The organism is Mariniflexile jejuense, from assembly GCF_042675665.1.
GTDB lineage: Bacteria > Bacteroidota > Bacteroidia > Flavobacteriales > Flavobacteriaceae > Mariniflexile > Mariniflexile jejuense.
This window is the reverse complement of record NZ_JBHTJI010000001.1, coordinates 258154-278280: the sequence shown is the minus strand read 5'-3', so window position 1 is coordinate 278280 and position 20127 is coordinate 258154. Positions and strand designations below refer to the sequence as shown.

Genomic DNA, 20127 nt, shown 5'->3' with positions numbered 1-20127 from the left:
TTTATATTTTTAATTTAGTTGTTATTGTTTTATAAAAAGCACTTTATAGACAAGTGTTTTTAAATAGACTCTTGTTTTTCTGCTTTTACAATTTTCCTTGATTTACCAATTGTCCACCATCTATGGTAAGTATTTGTCCAGATGTTGTATTAGCATCTACAGCTAAATAAATAATGCCTTTAGCAATATCTTCCGGTAATGATGTTCTATTAATAAGAGAAGCTTTTTCAATATGTTCTTTAACAGACTCGTAGCGTTCACCTAAAAAGCCTTTAGTCCATCGTGTTTGAATAAATCCTGGGCAAATACCGTTAACTCGAACCTCTGGTGATAAAGCATGTGCCAACGAAAGCGTCATTGTGGATAAAGCGCCTTTTGAAGCCGCATAAGCTATTGAGCTACCTACACCAGAAATAGCACTTATTGAAGAAATATTAACAATAGAACCATGAGCCTTTTTTAAATAAGGTGCTGCTAATTTTACCATTTGGTAAGCTCCAATAACATTAACCTCATATAGGTCTTGGAAATCTTTTTTACTAAGTCCATCTAAATTGTTATAATTGCAATACTTTGTGGTTCCAGCATTATTTACCAAGGCATCAATTCTGTTAAAAGTATGAATTGTAGCTTCTACCATTCGTTTACAATCGTCTTCGTCAGCCACATTTGCTTGACATACCAGCGCGTTTACGCCAAAACTTTTGCAAACCTCTGCCAAATTGTAAGCATCAACTTTGTTTTGTGAATAGTTTATAACAACATTCCAACCTCGTTTAGCAAATTCAATACAAGAAGCGGCACCAACACCAGAAGAAGAACCTGTTACTATGGCCGTTTTTGTTTCTTTTTTCATTTAAAATTTTAAATTAATCCGTTATATTTTCTTAAAAACCACTCTACAGACAAACTTAAAGCGATTATAATGAGCAGATAGTTCCAATCTATCAAAGGTAAGGTTTTTTTATGGCTTTTTTGAATCGTTACAAATCGGCTATCGTTTAGCAAATTAGAAATTAAACCATCCGTTTTAGCAACAAAATAATGCTTTCCATTACTATTAGTAGCTAATTGTTTAAGTTTTGTTACATCGGCATTTAAAAATTGTTGCTCTACATTGTATTCCAATATTTTAAAGTTACCAGATTTTGATATTTTTTCATTGGAAGTACTAACCGTAAAACTATAGTCTGAAGGCGGTAAATTGCTTAAATCTACTTGATAGTTAGTATTATTTAAAATAAGCGGAAAGGTTTTTGTAGTGTTAGAAACAATATCTTTTACTTTGATGCGAAGGGTTTCACGCGTATCAAAAATATAGTTTTTATCGAAAAATTCTGCCATAATAATAATGTTGGTATTGCCATTATAAAACGACTCATATTCTAAATTCAATCTGCTTTTTTGCTTATTTGAAGCTACATATTGAATAAGTTTACCCATAAAGTCATCAAACGTTTCAAAAGATTTTGAGTTTAAATAACTATGTGCGCGCCATTGCCAAATATCCTCACCAAATAACACTGCTTCTCGCCTACCATTAGTTTCAAAAGTTGCTAATAAAGGGTCTTTTTTTGAAATTCCATTAACCGTTTTAGTCAAAATAGTTTCAAAAGGAATTGAAAATTTTGATGAACCATAAGGTGAATTTAAAGGCGGAAACGATTCAAAATTAATAGCATCAACTAAAAAAGGTGTGTAGTTTTGGTTTAATTCAGCTTGATAGTTTTCTGTTTGATTAGTGATTTCGTAGGTGTAGTTTTTATTAATTTTATTTAGAAAGTTTAAATCGGTTTTAGTACCTATAACTAAAAAACGATTCTTGTTTTCAGCATTTAAAGCGTCAAATAATTTGTTAAATGTATTGTTTGGTTGATATAAAATAACCAATTGAAAATCATTTAGTTGATTTAATGTTTCATTTGGATTTAAAAATGAAACAGAACGTTGTTCATTACTTTCAATACTCTTTTTAAAAGCACCTAAATCAGGGTGAAGCATATTGCTTACCAAGGCTATTTTAGTTTTTTGATTGATAACGTCTACAGCAAAATTTTTGAAATTATTGGTGGTGTTTTTTTCATTAGTTATAGGTTCTAATTGCGCCTTATAAACATGAACACCAACGGCATTTGCTGGAAGTTTTAAATTAATAACTTTTGAGTTGTTTGTTTTTGTAAAATTTACCGTTTCTGAGTAAACTACTGAATTATCACTAGTTACAACAAAACGAGTATTTACAGATGTTTCACCATTGTAAACTAAAATAGCTTCAACTGGAAATTGATTTTTTAAATACGCGTATTTATTAACATTCAATTGCTGAATTTTTAAATCGATATGTTTAATAGTATCGCCTAAAATGATTGGATAAATGGGCTGTTTGAATGTATTATAAGCAAATTCATAATCGTTACCATAGGTTTGATTACCATCAGTAATTAAAATAGTTGGAGAAATAGACGCTTTATAAATTTGAGATAATTGGTTAAAAGCATTGTCTATATTGGTTTGTTTTTCAGAAAAGGTAATGGAATCAGATGCTTTTAGGTTATCACCAAATGTATAAGTCTCTATATTGAATTTTTTTGCTAAATCTGAATTAGTTGTTAATGCTGAAACGATATTTTTTGAATTAACAGCTTGATTTTGAAAGGTAATAGAACTTGAGTTATCAATAGCTATAACCAAATTTGGTTTTTCAGTAGATAAGCTTACTTGCTTGAATTTAGGATTTATAATTAATAAGAGTATTGAGAAAATCGTAATAAACCTTAAAACCAAGAAAAGCATGTTTAGTTTAGACATGCTTTTCTTGGTTGTGTAATACTGAAATCCTGCTACAACCATAGCAATTATTCCAGAAAGTATGATGTATAATAGAGTTTCTGAACTCATTAAAAAACTTTGGGTTTAAATTGATGCGATTGCCTCCTTTGTGGCAATAACAGCTTAGGTTAACATACCACCATCAACATTAATAGTTTGTCCGGTAACATAGGCACTCATATCACTTGCTAAAAACACACAAACGTTTGCAACATCCTCTGGTGTTCCACCACGTTTTAATGGAATGCCTGCACGCCATCCTTTTACAACGTCTTCATCAAGAACAGCTGTCATTTCAGTTTCAATAAAACCTGGAGCAACAACGTTACTACGAATGTTTCTAGAACCTAATTCTAACGCTACAGATTTTGAAAACCCAATAATACCAGCTTTAGATGCTGCATAATTAGTTTGACCTGCATTACCTTTTACACCAACTACTGAACTCATATTTATAATAGAGCCTTTACGTTGTTTTAGCATGGTTTTTTGCACAGCTTTGGTCATATTGAAAACCGATTTTAAGTTTACTTCAATAACAGTATCAAAATCTTCTTCAGAGATGCGCATTAGTAAATTATCTTTAGTAATACCAGCGTTATTTATTAGTACGTCAATGCTACCAAATTCTGCAACCACATCATCAGCTAATTTTTGAGCTTCTTCAAAGCTAGCAGCATTACTTTTATAACCTTTGGCTTTGATGCCTTGTGCGATTAGTTCTTTTTCAAGGTCGTTTGCAGCTGCTACAGAACTACTATATGTAAATGCTATATTGGCACCTTGAGCAGCAAAAACTTGTGCAATTCCTTTACCAATACCCCTACTTGCACCTGTGATGATGACTGTTTTTCCTTCTAATAATTTCATGTGATATATTTTAATTATAACGAATACACGAATACTAGGTTATTCAAATTCGTTCTTTTAGTTGGTTAATTATTCTAATTTCAAATATAGTGATTACAAATAGTATGAAATAAAAAAACCTCACAAAATCTTGCAAGGTTAATTTATATGTAATTTTATTTTTAAGCTAAAACTTCAGCTACTTTTTTACCAATTTCAGCAGGCGAATCCACTACGTGAATACCACAAGCTCTCATAATTTTCTTTTTAGCTTGTGCAGTATCATCGCTACCACCAACAATAGCACCAGCATGACCCATAGTACGACCAGCAGGCGCAGTTTCACCAGCTATAAATCCTACGATTGGTTTTTTGCTTCCGCTAGCTTTATACCAATTTGCAGCATCGGCTTCCAATTGACCTCCAATTTCACCAATCATTACAACTGCCTCTGTTTCTGGGTCGTTAATCAATAATTCAACAGCTTCTCTTGTAGTGGTTCCAATAATAGGATCGCCACCAATACCAATAGCTGTAGTAATGCCTAAACCTTGTTTTACAACTTGGTCTGCAGCTTCATACGTTAATGTTCCAGATTTTGAAACAATACCAACTTTACCTTTTTTGAAAACGAAACCTGGCATGATACCAACTTTTGCTTCACCTGGCGTGATAACACCTGGACAGTTAGGACCAATTAAACGACAATCTTTATTTTTTATATAGTTTGAAGCTGTAATCATATCTGCAACTGGAATACCTTCGGTAATGGTAATGATTACTTTAATACCGGCATCTGCAGCTTCCATAATAGCATCAGCAGCAAACGCTGGTGGTACAAAAATTATGGTTGTATCGGCTCCTACTTGCTCAACTGCATCTTTCACAGTATCGAAAACAGGTTTATCTAAATGGGTTTGACCACCTTTTCCAGGAGTAACACCACCTACAACGTTTGTTCCGTATTCTATCATTTGGCTTGCGTGAAATGTACCTTCACTACCCGTAAAACCTTGAACTATAATTTTTGAATCTTTGTTTACTAAAACACTCATGTTATATTTTTTTTAAATAAAGCTTTGCAAAAGTAATTTTTTTGAAATTACTTTTAACAGCATTTCACATTTATTTTTTTGATTTTATATATGTTAATATTTCTGGTATTTTCTTAATGTTTGCCATCTCTTTCATTACACTTCTAGCTTCCTGTGCTGGAATACCCCAATAGGTTTTACCGCCATCTAACGATTTACTAATACCAGCTTGTGCATGAAGTACTGCTTTTGAGCCTATTGTAACACCACTAGTGCAACCTACTTGCCCCCAAAAAGTAACCTCGTCTTCCACAACCACACAACCAGCAATACCTACTTGTGATGCTATCAAACATTTTTTACCAATTACAGTATCGTGACCAATTTGCACTAAATTGTCAATTTTAGTACCTTCTTTTATAGTTGTATCGCCTGTTACACCTCTATCAATAGTGCAATTTGCACCTATATCTACGTTATCTTCAATAACCACACGACCACATGATTTTAATCTATCAAAACCTTCTGGTCTTTTTTTATAATAAAATGCATTGGCACCTAAAACGGTTCCAGCATGTATGGTAACATTATTACCAATTACAGCATCATCATAAATACTAACATTGGAATGGATTGTGCAATTTTCACCAATAACCACATTGTGTCCTATAAAACTATTGGGTTGAATAACTGAATTAGCACCAATAACAGCTGAATCAGATATTGAACTTGTAGCTGTTTTAAACGGTTTAAAAAAATCAGTTAATTTGTTAAAATCTCTAAACGGGTCATCACTAATCAACAACGCTTTACCCTCTGGACATGCTACTTCTTTATTAATTAAAATTATGGTAGCTGCGGAATTTAAAGCTTTATCGTAATATTTAGGATGATCAACAAAAACAATATCACCAGCTTCAACAACATGTATTTCGTTCATGCCTAACACAGAAAAGTTAGCATCACCCACAAAACTACAATCAATTAATTGAGCAATTTGTTTTAAAGAATATGTAATTGGAAATTTCATTTATAGTTGTTTGTTGTTAAATTGTTTGTTGTTTAGTTGTTTGTTCTTTTCGACTTAACAAATCCACGACCAACGACTTAACAAAATATTACTCTTTTACACGTTCTTTGTAAGTACCTTTTTCGGTTTCTACCTTAATTTTATCACCTTCGTTGATAAACAATGGTACGTTTACAATAGCGCCAGTTTCAACTGTAGCAGGTTTTGTAGCATTGGTAGCTGTATTACCTTTTACACCTGGTTCGGTTGCTGTAACTAATAAAACAACACTTGCTGGCATTTCTACTGAAAGAGGCATATTGTCTTCTGCATTTATAATTACTGTAACTATCTCACCTTCTTTCATTAAACCTGGATTATCTAAAGCAGATTCTCTTAATTGAATTTGGGAGTAATCTTCAGTGTTCATAAAGTGATAATATTCACCATCGTTGTATAAAAATTGAAATTTATGTGTTTCAACACGTACATCCTCCAACTTATGTCCTGCAGAAAAGGTGTTGTCTAATACTTTTCCGTTAGTTACACTCTTCATTTTTGTTCTTACAAACGCTGGTCCTTTACCTGGTTTAACGTGTAAAAATTCTATAATTTTGTAGATGTCGTTATTATATCTTATACATAATCCGTTTCTAATATCGCTTGTAGTTGCCATTTATTGTTTGTTGTTTATTTGTATTTTATTAAGTCGTTTATAGATTTATGTGTATGTTGTAAAATTGTTTGTGGCTAAGTTGAAAACGACTAAAAAACTCCACAACAAACAACTTAATCTTTTAGTTTGATTTAAAATAGCCTTTCATAATACCACGTTGAGAATCTTTTATGAATTGAAGTATTTCATCACGCTCTGGAGTTGCTTCCATTTCAGCTTCAATTATTTCAGCTGCTTGGGTATTATTATAGTTTTTTTGGTAAAGAATTCGGTATATATTTTGAATTTCTCTTATTTTTTCGGTTGAATAACCACGCCTTCTTAAACCTACTGAATTGATACCTACATAAGATAATGGTTCTCTTGCTGCTTTTACAAAAGGCGGTACATCTTTACGAACCAAAGAACCTCCTGTAACAAAAGCATGACTTCCTACTGATACAAATTGGTGTACTGCAGTCATACCTGCTAAAACCACAAAATCGCCAATGGTTATATGACCAGCTAAGGTACTGTTGTTTGAAAAAATACAGTTATTACCAACAACACAATCGTGTGCTACGTGGCAATAGGCCATAATTAAGCAATTATTACCAATAACGGTTTTCATTCTATCTGTAGTACCACGATTAATGGTTACGCATTCACGAATAGTCACATTGTCACCTATTTCTACTGTCGTTTCTTCATCGTTATATTTTAAATCTTGCGGAACAGCAGAAATCACAGAACCTGGAAAAATATTACAATTTTTTCCAATTCTGGCACCTTCCATGATGGTAACATTACTACCTATCCAAGTACCTTCGCCAATAGTAACGTTATTATATATGGTTGTAAAAGGTTCTATTACAACGTTTTTTGCAATTTTAGCACCAGGATGTACGTAAGCTAGTGGTTGATTCATGTATTAGAATTTGTTAAGTCTCAGTTATTTTACTTTTGATATTTGTGCCATAAGTTCTGCTTCTGCACATAACTTACCGTTGGCATATGCATACCCTTGCATGTGGCAAATACCACGACGAATAGGTGTTATTAACGAACATTTAAAAATTAAAGTATCGCCCGGAACTACTTTTTGTTTGAACTTAACATTATCCATTTTCATAAAAAATGTTAGGTAGTTTTCTGGATCTGGAACCGTATTTAATACTAAAATACCGCCTGTTTGTGCCATGGCTTCAACTATTAAAACACCTGGCATTACTGGTGCTCCAGGAAAATGACCTGCAAAAAACGATTCGTTCATTGTTACGTTTTTTGTTGCAGTTACATAACTATCGGTCAATTCAAATACTTTATCAATCATTAAAAAAGGCTGACGGTGTGGTAACATAGCCATAATTTGATTAACATCCATTAATGGTGTTTCATTTAAATCGATATTTGGCACGTTATTACGACGGTCGTTTTTAATAAGCTTAGATAGTTTTTTTGCAAATTGTGTGTTTACAAAATGCCCAGGTTTATTAGCTATAACTTTACCTCTAATTCTTGTTCCTACAAGTGCTAAATCGCCTAAAACATCAAGCAATTTATGTCTTGCAGCTTCGTTTGGATGGTGTAAAGTTAAGTTGTCTAAAATGCCATTAGGTTTTACAGCAATGCTATCTTTTTTAAAGGCTATTTTTAGTTTTTCCATGGTTTCTGTAGATAAGGGTTTATCTACATATACAATAGCATTATTTAAATCGCCACCTTTTATTAAGCCATTTTGAAGTAACATTTCAATTTCATGCAAAAAACTAAACGTACGTGCATTTGAAATATCTGCTTTAAAATCCGATATTTGATTTAATGTGGCATTTTGGGTTCCTAAAACTTTAGTACCAAAATCTACCATGGTTGTTATTTGGTATTCTTTGGCTGGCATTACTAAAATTTCACTTCCGGTTTCTTCATCAGTATAAGAAACAATATCTGTTATAACATATTCTTCTCTAAAAGCTTCAAGTGTAATAACTTCAGCTTTTTCTAAAGCTTCAACAAAAAACTTAGAAGAGCCATCCATAATTGGAGGTTCAGAAGCGTTTAATTCAATAATAACATTATCAATATCTAAACCTATTAATGCTGCTAAAACATGTTCAGATGTTTGTATAATAACGCCGTTTTTTTCTAAGCATGTACCTCGTTGTGTGTTTGTTACATAATTGGCATCTGCTTCAATTACAGGTTGTCCTTCTAAGTCTACGCGTTTAAAAGCTAAACCAGTATTAGCTTCAGATGGTTTAAAGGTTAATGTTACATTTTTACCTGTATGTAAACCAACACCTGTTAAAGAAGTGGCATTTTTAATGGTTTTTTGTTTAATTTCGGTAGTTATTATTCCCATTTATTTTTCTCTAAATCATTAATATTTCTAACAATCTTTGGTAAGTTCTTAAAGTGAACATACGATTTATTATAGTCGGTTAAACTTAGTGCAGGCGAACCTTGCAGTATTTCATTATCTTTTACATTTCTAGCAATACCAGATTGCGCTTGAATTTTCACATTATTTCCTATGGTAATATGACCAGCAATACCTACCTGACCTCCAATTTGGCAATGTACACCTATTTTTGTTGAACCTGCAACACCAGTTTGTGCAGCAATTACAGTGTGTTTGCCAATTTCTACATTATGGGCAATTTGTATGTGGTTATCTAATTTTACACCTTCACGAATAATTGTTGAGCCTATGGTTGCTCTGTCAATAGTTGTTGCTGCTCCAATATCAACATAATCTTCAATAATAACGTTTCCTGTTTGTGGAATTTTATTATAGCCACCAGATTCGTTTGGCGCAAAACCAAACCCATCAGCACCTATGATTACGCCTGAATTAATAACGCAATTACAACCTATTACTGTTTCAGAATAAATTTTAGCACCTGAAAAGATAATGGTATTATCACCAATTATTACGTTTTCACCAATATAGGTGTTCGGAAAAATTTTAACGTTGTTTCCTATTTTAACATGGTCACTTATATATGAAAAGGCACCAATATATACTGAATCGCCATGGTTGGATGATTCTGAAATAAAAGAAGGTTGCTCAATACCTACCTTATTTAACTTTATAGAATTGTAATATTCAAGAATTTTGGAAAATGCTAAATACGCATCATCAACTTTAATAAGTGTAGTCTTAACCTTGTTTTCAGGAACAAATGTTTTGTTAACAATGGTTATGGACGCTTCGGTGTTGTATATGTGTGGTGTATATTTAGGGTTAGCCAAAAACGTTAAAGAACCATGAAAGCCCTCTTCTATTTTAGAAAGTTTTGATACTTCAGCTTCTGGATTTCCAACCACTTCACCTTCTAATATACCCGCAATTTGTTGTGCTGTAAATTTCACACTTTAAGTTTGTTGTTTCTTTTAGTTTGCTCTGGCAAAAATAGGAAAAATGTGCTAAACTTTTTCAAATCACTATTCTTATTGTTTTGTACTGAATTACAATAACTTAAATATTACATTAAGTTATTGTAAAGTTTAATTAGTTAATTTTCTTTTGGGTAACAGATGTAATATTTTGTTACTGGCTTTGATAGTGCTTTTAAATTAAGCTGGTCTGAAGCCGAAACAATATCTTGAATTTTACCTGTTTTGTATAAAATATTAATGCCTTTATGATTGTTTTGGTAAGCTTGATTTGAAATATTTCCATTAAAAACAAAATACTGCGCTTCGGTTTTTGTAATGTTATGTTTATCTATTAAGGCAGTTATGTGTTTTTCTAAACTTTCTTTTTTAATAGGTTTATTTTTTAGTTTTATAGTTAGCAAATTCCTATTAATAATCATTTCACACAAATTACTTAATACAAAATCAGTGCTATGTTGCCAATGTTTCATAGCCGAAATAATATCAAAATCATCTAATTGTGAAAAAATTTCCAAGGTGTTATCGTTAAAATTAGTAATGGAAATTTTGTTTTCTAAAAAGTATAAAAGTGGTTTACTTGCTTCTAGTGCATGCCCTGTATTATGCAATTCTTTAGCGCGTTGTAGTACTCGTATTAATAGTTGTTCGGCAGCTAATCCTGTTTTATGTAAATAAACTTGCCAATACATAAAGCGTCTTGCTATAAGGAATTTTTCAACACTATAAATGCCCTTTTCTTCAACCACCAATTCATCATTAACTACGTTAAGCATCGTAATTAAACGTTCGCTGTTTACATTGCCTTCTGCTACACCAGTATAAAAACTATCACGTTTTAAATAATCGGCTCTATCCATATCAAATTGCCCAGAAATAAGCTGACACATAAACTTACGAGGGTATTCGCCTTTAAAAATTTGAATGGCAAGCGTTAAACTTCCGTTAAATTCGTCGTTTAAACGCTCCATAAAAAGCAGTGAAATTTGCTCGTGCGACACCGATTCTACAATGCTATGTTCCATGGCATGAGAAAATGGGCCATGGCCAATATCGTGCAATAAAATAGCAACATAAAGCCCTTCTTCCTCCTCACTAGTAATGGTAACTCCTTTAAAACGAAGTACATTAACAGTTTTTTGCATTAAATGCACACAACCAATAGCATGATGGAATCTGGTATGATGCGCACCAGGATATACAAGATAAGATAACCCCATTTGGGTTATTCGGCGTAAGCGTTGAAAGTATTTATGTTGAATTAAATCGAATATAAGCGAATTTGGAATTGTAATAAATCCGTAAATTGGGTCGTTTAATATTTTAAGTTTGTTCAAACTTTAAAAGTTAAGGTTTTTACAATCACAAATATAAATATATGCAGTCTATATATAGGCTTTATTGAAAACAAATTACAATTAATACTTATTAAAATATATAAATGAATACAATAAAAATACTTTGGGTTGATGATGAAATTGATTTGTTAAAGCCACATATTTTGTTTTTAGAACAACGTAATTATAAGGTAACTACCTGTAAAAGTGGTACAGAAGCTATTGAAACATTAGATACCGATAATTTTGATATTGTTTTTTTAGATGAAAATATGCCCGGACTTACGGGTCTTGAAACCTTAAATGAAATAAAGGAAAAACAAGATAATCTTCCTGTAGTAATGATTACTAAAAGTGAAGAAGAATACATAATGGAAGAAGCCATTGGCAATAAAATAGCCGATTACCTTATAAAACCCGTAAACCCAAATCAAATTCTTTTAAGTTTAAAGAAGAATTTAGATCATTCCAGATTGGTTTCAGAAAAAACAACCTCTAACTACCAACAAGAATTTAGAAAAATAGCTATGGATTTAGCTATGGTTAACTCGTATGAAGAATGGGTAAGCTTATATCAAAAACTAATTTACTGGGAAATTCAGCTAGAAAATATTGAAGATGCTGGCATGTTCGAAATATTAGAATCTCAAAAAAATGAAGCAAACACACAATTTGGAAAATATATAGAAAAAAATTACGAGAAATGGTTTCAACGCAATGGTGACACTCCTATTATGTCGCACACACTTTTTAAAGAAAAAGTTGTTCCAGAATTAAGCAAAGAACAACCTACCCTATTGGTTGTTGTTGATAATTTGCGTTACGACCAATGGAAGGTTTTTGAACCTATTATAAACAACCATTACAAAAAAGAAAAAGAAGATGCCTTTTTCAGTATACTTCCAACAGCTACACAATACGCCAGAAATGCTATTTTTTCAGGACTAATGCCAAGTGATATGGAAAAACTATTTCCGCAATATTGGAAAAATGATACCGATGAAGGTGGTAAAAATTTGCATGAAGAAGATTTTTTAAAAACACAACTAAAACGCTTAGGTCTTAATCATTTAACAACAGAGTTTCATAAAATAACCAATTTAAAAGCTGGAAAAAAGCTAGTTGAAAATTTCAAATCATTAAAAAACAATAACTTAACGGTTGTGGTTTACAATTTTGTTGATATGCTTTCACACGCCAAAACCGAAATGGAAGTAGTAAAAGAATTAGCTTCTAATGATAAAGCCTATCGCTCTTTAACCTTAAGTTGGTTTAAAAACTCACCGCTTTTAGAAATGATTCAACAAGCACAACAACTTGGTTTTAAACTTATTTTAACTACCGATCATGGTACAATTAATGTTAAAAATCCATCAAAAGTTATTGGCGATAGAGATACCAGCTTAAACCTTCGTTACAAAACAGGTAGAAGTTTAACCTATGAGAGTAAAGAAGTTTTGGTATTTAAAAATCCGCAAGACATCCATTTACCATCTATAACCATGAGTAGTTCGTATATATTTGCAAAAAGCGACTTATTTTTTGCTTATCCTAACAATTACAACCACTATGTAAGTTATTTTAGGAATACCTACCAACATGGTGGTGTTTCACTTGAAGAAATGATTATTCCTTTTGTGGTTTTTAATCCAAAATAATCCACATAATACCAAAATCATCGGTAAAATACATTATTTATTAGTTTTTTTCAATTATTATTTGTAACATTGCCAATAAATTTTTTTAAAATTGAAAATAGATTATCAACTCGTTGATGTAAAAGAAGTTGCTAAGCAATTATTAAAGAATTTAAAAACCAAAACCATATTGTTTTATGGCAATATGGGCGTTGGTAAAACAACATTAATAAAAGCTTTAGTTAATGAAATTGGTAGTAAAGATGAAATTAGTAGTCCTACCTTTTCAATAGTTAATGAATATGAATTAGAAGATGATAAGATATTTCACTTTGATTTGTATAGAATTAAAAGTATTGAAGAAGCATATAACTTTGGGATTGAAGATTATTTAGATTCAAACCATTGGATTTTAATTGAATGGCCAGCGCTAATTGAAGATATGCTAGACAGCAATTTTGATGTAATTCACTTAGAAATTGATAATAAAAATACAAGAAAACTAACTTTAAATAATTAAAAACAAACCAGCAAAATAGCAAAAAACAACATTATTTTCGTTGAAATTTTAAGATTTACGGGAAACCCACAGCATGAAAATACAAAAATCCATGTTTTTAACATAATTTTAACATTTCAGCACCTTTAGCACCTTAGTCTTTGTATAACTTTGGGGTATTAATTAATTAAATCCCTTATAATTATGAAAACTAAAAAGTATGTAATCGCAATAGCGTTATTCGGAGGAATGTTGTTCACAGCTTATGCTGCTAATGCCTATAATTTAGATGGAACAACAACAGCAAAAATTGAAAAAAACAGAATTAAAGTTCCAGGACAATAAAAAAAATTTTGTTATAGGGAGTATTACAGCTACTTTAATAGCTATTACTCCTTATTTGTACAGCTTATACGAAAGTGTTCCAGATGTTAAAGTATGGAACACTTTTTTTGGTACTTACACTAGTATTTATTATGAAAGTTTATTTGTTTTAGCATGGACATTAATGGGGAAAGTTATCCCTTTATTTTTGCTTTTTATTTGGTTTTTTACATGTCGACATTGGTGGTATCATACTATACTTGTTCCAATAGCAATGTATGTATATCAAATAATAATTGTTTTAAATGATGACTTATCATTTGCTGATGATAATCAAATATTTTATTTAATACCAATTATGTCAATTATAATTCCTTCAATCTATCTAATAAGGGCAAGAATATTTAATAGAATCAATGATGCTACCAAATCTTTAGAAGAACTTGAAGAAGAATTTAAAATATCCCCTAGAAACTTTTGGGATAAAATTAAACAGTATTTTTAATTAGATTTAGTATTTAGACGGTTGCGTTCTTCCAAATCGATTTCTTTTTGGTTGTTTTTCAAACTACTATTCCCAAATTTATAATTAAAACCTAAGGTAAATAGCCTGTTTTCCATGTACGATTTAGAGAAAACATCTTGGTTTAAATACTTAGTTGTTTGGGTGAAATTTTGTGTATTAAAAATATCATAGTAACCTACGCTTAATGATGCCTTATTATCCCAAAATGTTTTTTTTAGGTTTATATCCAAACCATGCCTACTACTTACTTGTGTAGGACCATCAATTAATGGTGAGATATATAAATACGTAATATCTAAGTTTAAGCTTTCATCTTTCAAAAAACTAAAATAATTTATAATATTTCCGTATAAAGACCATTTGTTGGTGTTAGCCAGTACATTATTACTTTCAAGAGCTGTAAATTTATTTTCATAATAAAATATTGATGATAGCATGTATAAATGCCATCGGTTAGCAATTTTAGTATAGGTTGTAAAATCTAAACCATACGAAATGCTTTTGTCAATATTAGTATTTATGTATTTTAAAATAGTGTTTTCGTTGTCTTGAAATAAAATTTCTAAGGTTGGATTATTTTCATTGCGGTAATATAGCTCAAAAGTATAATCGGTATTAAATGTATAGCCTAATGTAAAAACATCGTCTAGTTGTGGTTTTAAATTAGGATCGCCAACTATATATGCGTTATCATTTAAAAAATATTTAAATGGATTTAATTCATTATATCGTGGTCTATAGATACGCTTATTGTAGCTAAAATAAAATTCATTATGCTCGTTTAATTTATTTAGTACATACAAGGAAGGAAATAATTTTCCGTAGTTTTTTTTGTTGATGGTATTGGTTGCTAAAGAGTTACCTGTTATGTCAGTAAACTCATTTCTTAAGCCTAGTTTTAAACTCCAAGCATCCCAATCTTTAGCATAACTAGCGTAAACAGCATAATTAAATTCATCATATATAAAAGTATCTGAATTTCGAAAATCTTGTGTGGCTATATCATTTTCAATTTGGTATTGCCGTAACTTACTATCTGAATTTATTTTTGATACCTTAAGGCCTGCCTCAAAACGAGCGGTATTAGCTAATGGCAATTCATAATCAACTTGCCCTGTATATAATTGAATAATTTGATTTGAAAATGTTTGAAAATTATTATTTCTAAAAGCCATAGCATCGGTAGGATAAAAATAGCCTGTTTTCACATCTTGAAAGCTCGAAAAATCATAATTGGTATGATGCGCACTAACAAAGAGTTGTTCGCCTTCTTTTTTAAATTTATGTACATAATCTAAAGTAAAAGCAAAATTAAAAGTTTCATCCACCAAACCGTTATTGGTATTAAAAATAGAATCTAATGTCTTATTAGGGCTAAATACCTTGGTTGATGAGTTTACAAACGTTTTTGTGTGTTCTCTAGGCGATATTAACATACTGGTTGAAAATCCAATACTGTTATTGGCATCCAATTCATAATCAATATTGGCATTTATAGTATGGTTTGATGTTTCACGGGTTCGCTTATAATCGGTTTCCCAACTAGAAATTGTTTGATTGTTTTCAGAAAAATTAATAAGTTCATTATTATGCCTAAAATCTTTTCTGGGGCTAACATTATAGTTTAAATACGTATTTAATTTTTTGGTTTTAAAAAAATGACTGGTTCCTAGTGAATATTTAGGGTATTCACTTCCTTGTTTATAAGTTCCAAAAATACTGCCATTATAACCTGCTATAATATTTTTGCTAGTAACAATGTTTAGTACAGCACCGCCTTCTGCTTCGTATTTTGCAGGAGGATTTGTAATAACTTCAATAGATTTTATATTGCTTGCCGATGTGCCTTCTAATAGTTGCTGTACTTCGTTTGCCGATAAGTAAACCTTTCGGTCATTAATGTATACTACAGGGGTTGCTTGCTTTACAGTTATTTTACCGTCATGTACTAAAACACCCGGTGTATGTTTTAAAACATCTAACACATTATTGTTAGATAATGTAGAGTTTTCAACATTAAAAACCAGTCGATCTACCATTCTGCTTACGGTTGGTCTTTTTGCTATTACGGTTATACCATTTAAAGTTTCTGTTTTTTCTTTAAGTGTAATAATACCCAAATTTTTAGTTCCAACAAGTTGTATGGTTGTACTAAATTCTTCAAAACCCAAATAACTTATTACTAAAGTGTAGGTGTTTGGTTTTAAGTTTTTAAATTGAAATTCACCAGTTTCATTAGTGGTTGTACCATCTAAATAGTTTGAGTTTTCAGCAAAATATAAAACAACATTTGAGAAGGCTACAGGCTGGTTTTGTTCATCTACAACGGTAGCTTCTAAATAAAAATCTTGCGAAAAACCATAAAAAGTAGATAAATAAAAGGTATAGAATAGTAATTTTTTAAGCATATTATCGTTTCTGTCAACAAAAATGTAAATTTATGCTAATTAGTTATAAAAATCGCATATTTTTAAGCTTTTTCGTTCAAATTCATAGTATCATATTTATTCCATAAACAGTACTGTTTAAATTCTAAATTAATTATTTTTGAAATATGTATTTTCAATAAAATATTATTTGTAATTTATTTTTATAAACTAAAAAAACCATGGCAAAACAATTGTCTCCTTTTACAAAACAACAACTCTTACCGCAAGAAGAAACGCTTGAAATATTTAAAAAAAAAGGAGCTTTATTTATTGGCATTCCTAAAGAAACGGCCTTTCAAGAAAAGCGTGTTTGTTTAACACCTGATGCTGTTTTTGCTATTGTTAGTAATGGTCATAGAGTATTATTAGAATCTGGTGCGGGCAATGGCGCTAATTTTAGCGATAAAGATTATAGTGAAGCTGGAGCTGAAATTACCAACGATACCGCAAAAGTGTTTTCTTGCCCTATGATTCTAAAAGTTGAACCACCAAGTTTAGAGCAAATAAAATTAATTAACCCGCAAACCATATTAATTTCTGCTTTACAAATTAAAACTCAACATAAATCTTATTTTGAGGCGTTAGCAGCAAAACGCATTACTGCACTAGCATTCGAGTTTATAAGAGATTCAGATGGGTCGTATCCAGCCGTAAAATCTTTAAGTGAAATTGCAGGTACAGCATCGGTACTTATAGCAGCAGAGTTATTATCTGACACGCGAGGTGGCAATGGGTTGATGTTTGGTAATATTAGTGGTGTACCACCGCTTGAAGTGGTTATATTAGGCGCTGGAACGGTTGGTGAGTTTGCTGCCAGAAGTACTATTGGGCTTGGGGCAAACGTAAAAATATTCGATAATTCTATTACTAAATTAAGACGCATCCAAACCCATTTGGGCAGACCTTTATTTACATCTACCCTACAACCTAAAAACCTATCCAAAGCTTTAAAACGATGCGACGTGGTTATAGGTGCTGTAAGAGGTAATGATAGATCGCCTGTTATTGTAACAGAAAATCTGGTACAATGCATGAAAAAAGGCGCTATTATTATAGATGTAAGTATCGATATGGGCGGTTGTTTTGAAACCAGTGAAGTTACATCGCACAAGCAACCTACTTTTATTAAACATGGTGTGGTACATTACTGCGTACCAAACATACCAGCGCGTTATCCACGTACAGCATCGGTGTCTATTAGTAATATTTGCACACCCTATCTTTTAAAAATCGCAGAAGATGGTGGTTTAGAAAATTCGCTTCGTTTTGATAGAGGTTTGAAAAATGGATTGTATTTTTACCACGGAATTTTAACTAGCAAATCGGTTGGTGAATGGTTTGATTTAAATTATAGCGATATTAATTTAATTATTTTTTAAACAAAGCAACTTACTCCAAAGCTACTAAACAATTTAAATGACATTATTTCAACGTATTGGTTATTATTTAGGAGGTTTCTCTCTCGGATTAGTAATATTAGCCTTCTTTTTTAACGGAAAAAAAACATCCTGCAGCTACGGTCCAGATGCACGCGTACTTAAAAACATACGACTTAAAAAAATAGTGTATACGGATAATGCAAGCTTTGATTTGCATGCTAACAACCTCGATACTACCGCTGTAAATTATGTTTTAAAAAAGGGAAATATCAACTTTTCTAAAAGTGATGCCCGAAAAACACCTTGCGCTATGTATGTGGTTGAAGGTGATTATAACGAAAAGGATATTGTTTTAACTATTGAAAACTGCGATAGCATAGCAACTATTACCAAATTTAGATTAGAAAAGTAATGGTTTTAAAACGCTGTTTTGATGTAGTTTTTTCTATAATTGGTCTAATTATTTTAGCTCCAATGCTCATCATTATAGCGGGTATTATAAAAATAGATTCTAAAGGACCTGTTTTATTTATTCAAGGACGAGTTGGTAAAAACAACAAAGATTTCAATATTTTAAAGTTTCGCACCATGCGAGTACAATCGGAAAGCAAAGGTTTACTTACCTTAGGCAATCACGATAACCGCATAACCAAAGTTGGTTACTTTTTAAGACGTTACAAAATTGATGAATTTCCCCAACTTATTAATATTTTAAAAGGCGATATGAGTTTTGTTGGTCCAAGACCAGAATTACGGTATTACGTTAATTTTTATACAGAAGATGATATGAAAATATTTGTAGTAAGACCAGGCATTACAGGGTTAGCGTCTTTAAAATACCGAAATGAAGTAGAGCTTTTAAAGGCTGCCGAAAATCCTGAAGAATTCTTCATAAAAACCATCATTCCAGACAAGTTAAAATTCAATAAACAATACATTAAAAACCGTAGTTTCTTTTTCGATTTAAAACTCATTTTAATCACCATTATAAAAGTGGTAACAAAATAGCGGTTTGCTACAATTCTATTTGGATTAGCAGTATATTATTCCTACTTTAGAACTATCTTTTCATCCTGTAAAAACAGTACTTAAGCGCTTTTTTTAATGAACCAAACTACCTACAACCACTTAAAGGAATTAATTGAAGATTCTGGTTTAACACGTTCTAAAACAACACATTTAAAGCCTATTCAAATAATCGATTTTTCAAATGAAACCATTTTAATTACAGGTGCTGCGGGTTCTATTGGTAGTGAATTAGCTAAACAATTATTAGCTTGCAAATACAAAAAACTTATTTTAATTGATATTGCAGAATCGCCACTTTATAATGTAATCAAAGCCTTTGAAAATGAAAATCTTACAAACGTTTCATTTTTACTAATTAATATAAAGGAAGAAGACGAACTTAAGCATCTTTTTGAAACACACAAACCTACCATCGTGTTTCATGCGGCGGCTTACAAGCATGTACCATTAATGGAAGTTCATCCATACGAAGCGGTAAAAACAAACATTATAGCCACAAAAAGTTTAGCAGATTTGGCAATAAAACATGAGGTTAAAAAATTCATCTTCATTTCAACGGATAAAGCGGTAAACCCCATAAGCGTTATGGGAATGTCTAAACGTATTGCCGAAAACCAATTACTCCAATTAGCCAAAACAAGTAACACCCTATTTTCCATCGCAAGGTTTGGTAATATTATTGGCTCAAACGGTTCGGTATTACCTATTTTTATAAAACAAATTGAATCAGGATTGCCATTAACACTTACAAGTCCAACCGTAACCCGTTACTTTATTGGAAAACACAAAGCCTGTAGTTTAATTTTGCAACTAGCAACATTTAATAAAATGGAAAGTCATGTGTTTACATTTAATATGGGAAAACCTATAAAATTGAAAGATTTAGCAGACTGTTTAATAGATTTTTACCCCAATGAAACTGTTGAAATAAAAATTACAGGCTTACGCTTGGGTGAAAAAAATGAAGAATCGATGATAGCGAATGATGAATTTTTAGTACCTACCAGAAATGATGCTATTTTTCTAGTAAAAGAAAAACTAGAAAACAAGTATAATAACTTGGACTTAACGAATTTAATTAACATAACGCCATACATATCACCTCAAGAAATAAAAAACACATTACTAACGTATATTTAATGTTGTAAACCCTTCATAATCCAATAACTACAACTCAAATATAAATCTTAAGGCC

General features: G+C 31.4%; 19 protein-coding genes. 8 read left to right on the top strand and 11 right to left on the bottom strand.

All coding sequences use genetic code 11. The features are described from left to right. Positions 1–85: 85 nt before the first annotated feature. The 10 genes from ACFQ1R_RS01175 to ACFQ1R_RS01130 all read right to left on the bottom strand — a co-directional run bounded on the left by ACFQ1R_RS01175 (position 86) and on the right by ACFQ1R_RS01130 (position 11109). Entirely contained in the window at positions 86–856 is a 771-nt protein-coding gene (locus ACFQ1R_RS01175; RefSeq protein WP_379924262.1) for an SDR family NAD(P)-dependent oxidoreductase, read from the bottom strand. A gap of 8 nt (positions 857–864) precedes the next feature. Continuing rightward, positions 865–2898 carry a VWA domain-containing protein gene (locus tag ACFQ1R_RS01170; protein WP_379924260.1) on the bottom strand — a complete coding sequence of 678 codons (2034 nt, stop codon included), beginning with the start codon at positions 2896–2898 and terminating at the stop codon, positions 865–867. Positions 2899–2952: 54 nt separating this feature from the next. Beyond that, complete coding sequence (gene fabG / locus ACFQ1R_RS01165) at positions 2953–3699, bottom strand: 3-oxoacyl-[acyl-carrier-protein] reductase (RefSeq protein ID WP_379924259.1); 747 nt, start codon at positions 3697–3699, stop codon at positions 2953–2955. Positions 3700–3860: 161 nt separating this feature from the next. Then, the gene (sucD, locus tag ACFQ1R_RS01160; RefSeq protein WP_379924258.1) at positions 3861–4733 is read right to left on the bottom strand and encodes a succinate--CoA ligase subunit alpha; all 873 of its coding nucleotides are present in this window, start codon (positions 4731–4733) and stop codon (positions 3861–3863) included. A gap of 70 nt (positions 4734–4803) precedes the next feature. Next, a complete protein-coding gene (locus ACFQ1R_RS01155) occupies positions 4804–5742 on the bottom strand; it encodes a UDP-3-O-(3-hydroxymyristoyl)glucosamine N-acyltransferase (RefSeq protein WP_379924257.1) in 939 nt (312 codons plus the stop codon). 88 nt (positions 5743–5830) lie between these two features. Then, complete coding sequence (efp, locus tag ACFQ1R_RS01150; RefSeq protein WP_379924256.1) at positions 5831–6397, bottom strand: elongation factor P; 567 nt, start codon at positions 6395–6397, stop codon at positions 5831–5833. Positions 6398–6518: 121 nt separating this feature from the next. Next, positions 6519–7304: an acyl-ACP--UDP-N-acetylglucosamine O-acyltransferase gene (lpxA, locus tag ACFQ1R_RS01145; RefSeq protein ID WP_379924255.1), complete on the bottom strand. Its 786-nt coding sequence runs from the start codon at positions 7302–7304 to the stop codon at positions 6519–6521. A 24-nt stretch (positions 7305–7328) separates the two neighbouring features. Next, positions 7329–8735, bottom strand: a complete 1407-nt coding sequence (locus ACFQ1R_RS01140) for a bifunctional UDP-3-O-[3-hydroxymyristoyl] N-acetylglucosamine deacetylase/3-hydroxyacyl-ACP dehydratase (RefSeq protein ID WP_379924253.1) — start codon at positions 8733–8735, stop codon at positions 7329–7331. After that, on the bottom strand, positions 8726–9748 hold the full coding sequence (lpxD, locus tag ACFQ1R_RS01135) for a UDP-3-O-(3-hydroxymyristoyl)glucosamine N-acyltransferase (RefSeq protein WP_379924252.1): 1023 nt from the start codon (positions 9746–9748) through the stop codon (positions 8726–8728). The genes ACFQ1R_RS01140 and lpxD overlap by 10 nt, the downstream gene beginning before the upstream one ends. A gap of 143 nt (positions 9749–9891) precedes the next feature. Further along, positions 9892–11109, bottom strand: a complete 1218-nt coding sequence (locus tag ACFQ1R_RS01130; protein ID WP_379924251.1) for an HD domain-containing protein — start codon at positions 11107–11109, stop codon at positions 9892–9894. A 104-nt stretch (positions 11110–11213) separates the two neighbouring features. On the opposite strand from ACFQ1R_RS01130, the gene porX reads away from it, so the two are divergent. From porX to ACFQ1R_RS01110, 4 genes are all read left to right on the top strand, one after another. Further along, the gene (gene porX, locus ACFQ1R_RS01125; protein WP_379924250.1) at positions 11214–12767 is read left to right on the top strand and encodes a T9SS response regulator signal transducer PorX; all 1554 of its coding nucleotides are present in this window, start codon (positions 11214–11216) and stop codon (positions 12765–12767) included. A gap of 91 nt (positions 12768–12858) precedes the next feature. Then, positions 12859–13266 carry a tRNA (adenosine(37)-N6)-threonylcarbamoyltransferase complex ATPase subunit type 1 TsaE gene (tsaE, locus tag ACFQ1R_RS01120; RefSeq protein WP_379924249.1) on the top strand — a complete coding sequence of 136 codons (408 nt, stop codon included), beginning with the start codon at positions 12859–12861 and terminating at the stop codon, positions 13264–13266. Between the two features lie 183 nt (positions 13267–13449). Next, positions 13450–13590, top strand: a complete 141-nt coding sequence (locus ACFQ1R_RS01115; RefSeq protein WP_379924248.1) for a hypothetical protein — start codon at positions 13450–13452, stop codon at positions 13588–13590. Beyond that, positions 13556–14074, top strand: a complete 519-nt coding sequence (locus ACFQ1R_RS01110; RefSeq protein WP_379924247.1) for a hypothetical protein — start codon at positions 13556–13558, stop codon at positions 14072–14074. Before ACFQ1R_RS01115 ends, ACFQ1R_RS01110 begins: the two co-directional genes overlap by 35 nt. On the opposite strand, the gene ACFQ1R_RS01105 is transcribed toward ACFQ1R_RS01110, so the two are convergent. Further along, positions 14071–16503: an outer membrane beta-barrel protein gene (locus ACFQ1R_RS01105; protein WP_379924246.1), complete on the bottom strand. Its 2433-nt coding sequence runs from the start codon at positions 16501–16503 to the stop codon at positions 14071–14073. The genes ACFQ1R_RS01110 and ACFQ1R_RS01105 overlap by 4 nt on opposite strands. Positions 16504–16703: 200 nt before the next feature. Here ACFQ1R_RS01105 and ACFQ1R_RS01100 point away from each other — a divergent pair, with 200 nt between their 5' ends. The 4 genes from ACFQ1R_RS01100 to ACFQ1R_RS01085 all read left to right on the top strand — a co-directional run bounded on the left by ACFQ1R_RS01100 (position 16704) and on the right by ACFQ1R_RS01085 (position 20072). Further along, positions 16704–17903: an alanine dehydrogenase gene (locus tag ACFQ1R_RS01100; RefSeq protein WP_379924245.1), complete on the top strand. Its 1200-nt coding sequence runs from the start codon at positions 16704–16706 to the stop codon at positions 17901–17903. 37 nt (positions 17904–17940) lie between these two features. Beyond that, positions 17941–18315 carry a hypothetical protein gene (locus ACFQ1R_RS01095; RefSeq protein ID WP_379924244.1) on the top strand — a complete coding sequence of 125 codons (375 nt, stop codon included), beginning with the start codon at positions 17941–17943 and terminating at the stop codon, positions 18313–18315. Continuing rightward, the gene (locus tag ACFQ1R_RS01090) at positions 18315–18911 is read left to right on the top strand and encodes a sugar transferase (protein WP_379924243.1); all 597 of its coding nucleotides are present in this window, start codon (positions 18315–18317) and stop codon (positions 18909–18911) included. The genes ACFQ1R_RS01095 and ACFQ1R_RS01090 overlap by 1 nt, the downstream gene beginning before the upstream one ends. A 96-nt stretch (positions 18912–19007) precedes the next feature. After that, positions 19008–20072 (top strand): SDR family NAD(P)-dependent oxidoreductase, encoded by a 1065-nt coding sequence (locus ACFQ1R_RS01085; protein WP_379924242.1) that lies wholly within the window; start codon positions 19008–19010, stop codon positions 20070–20072. Positions 20073–20127: the final 55 nt, after the last annotated feature.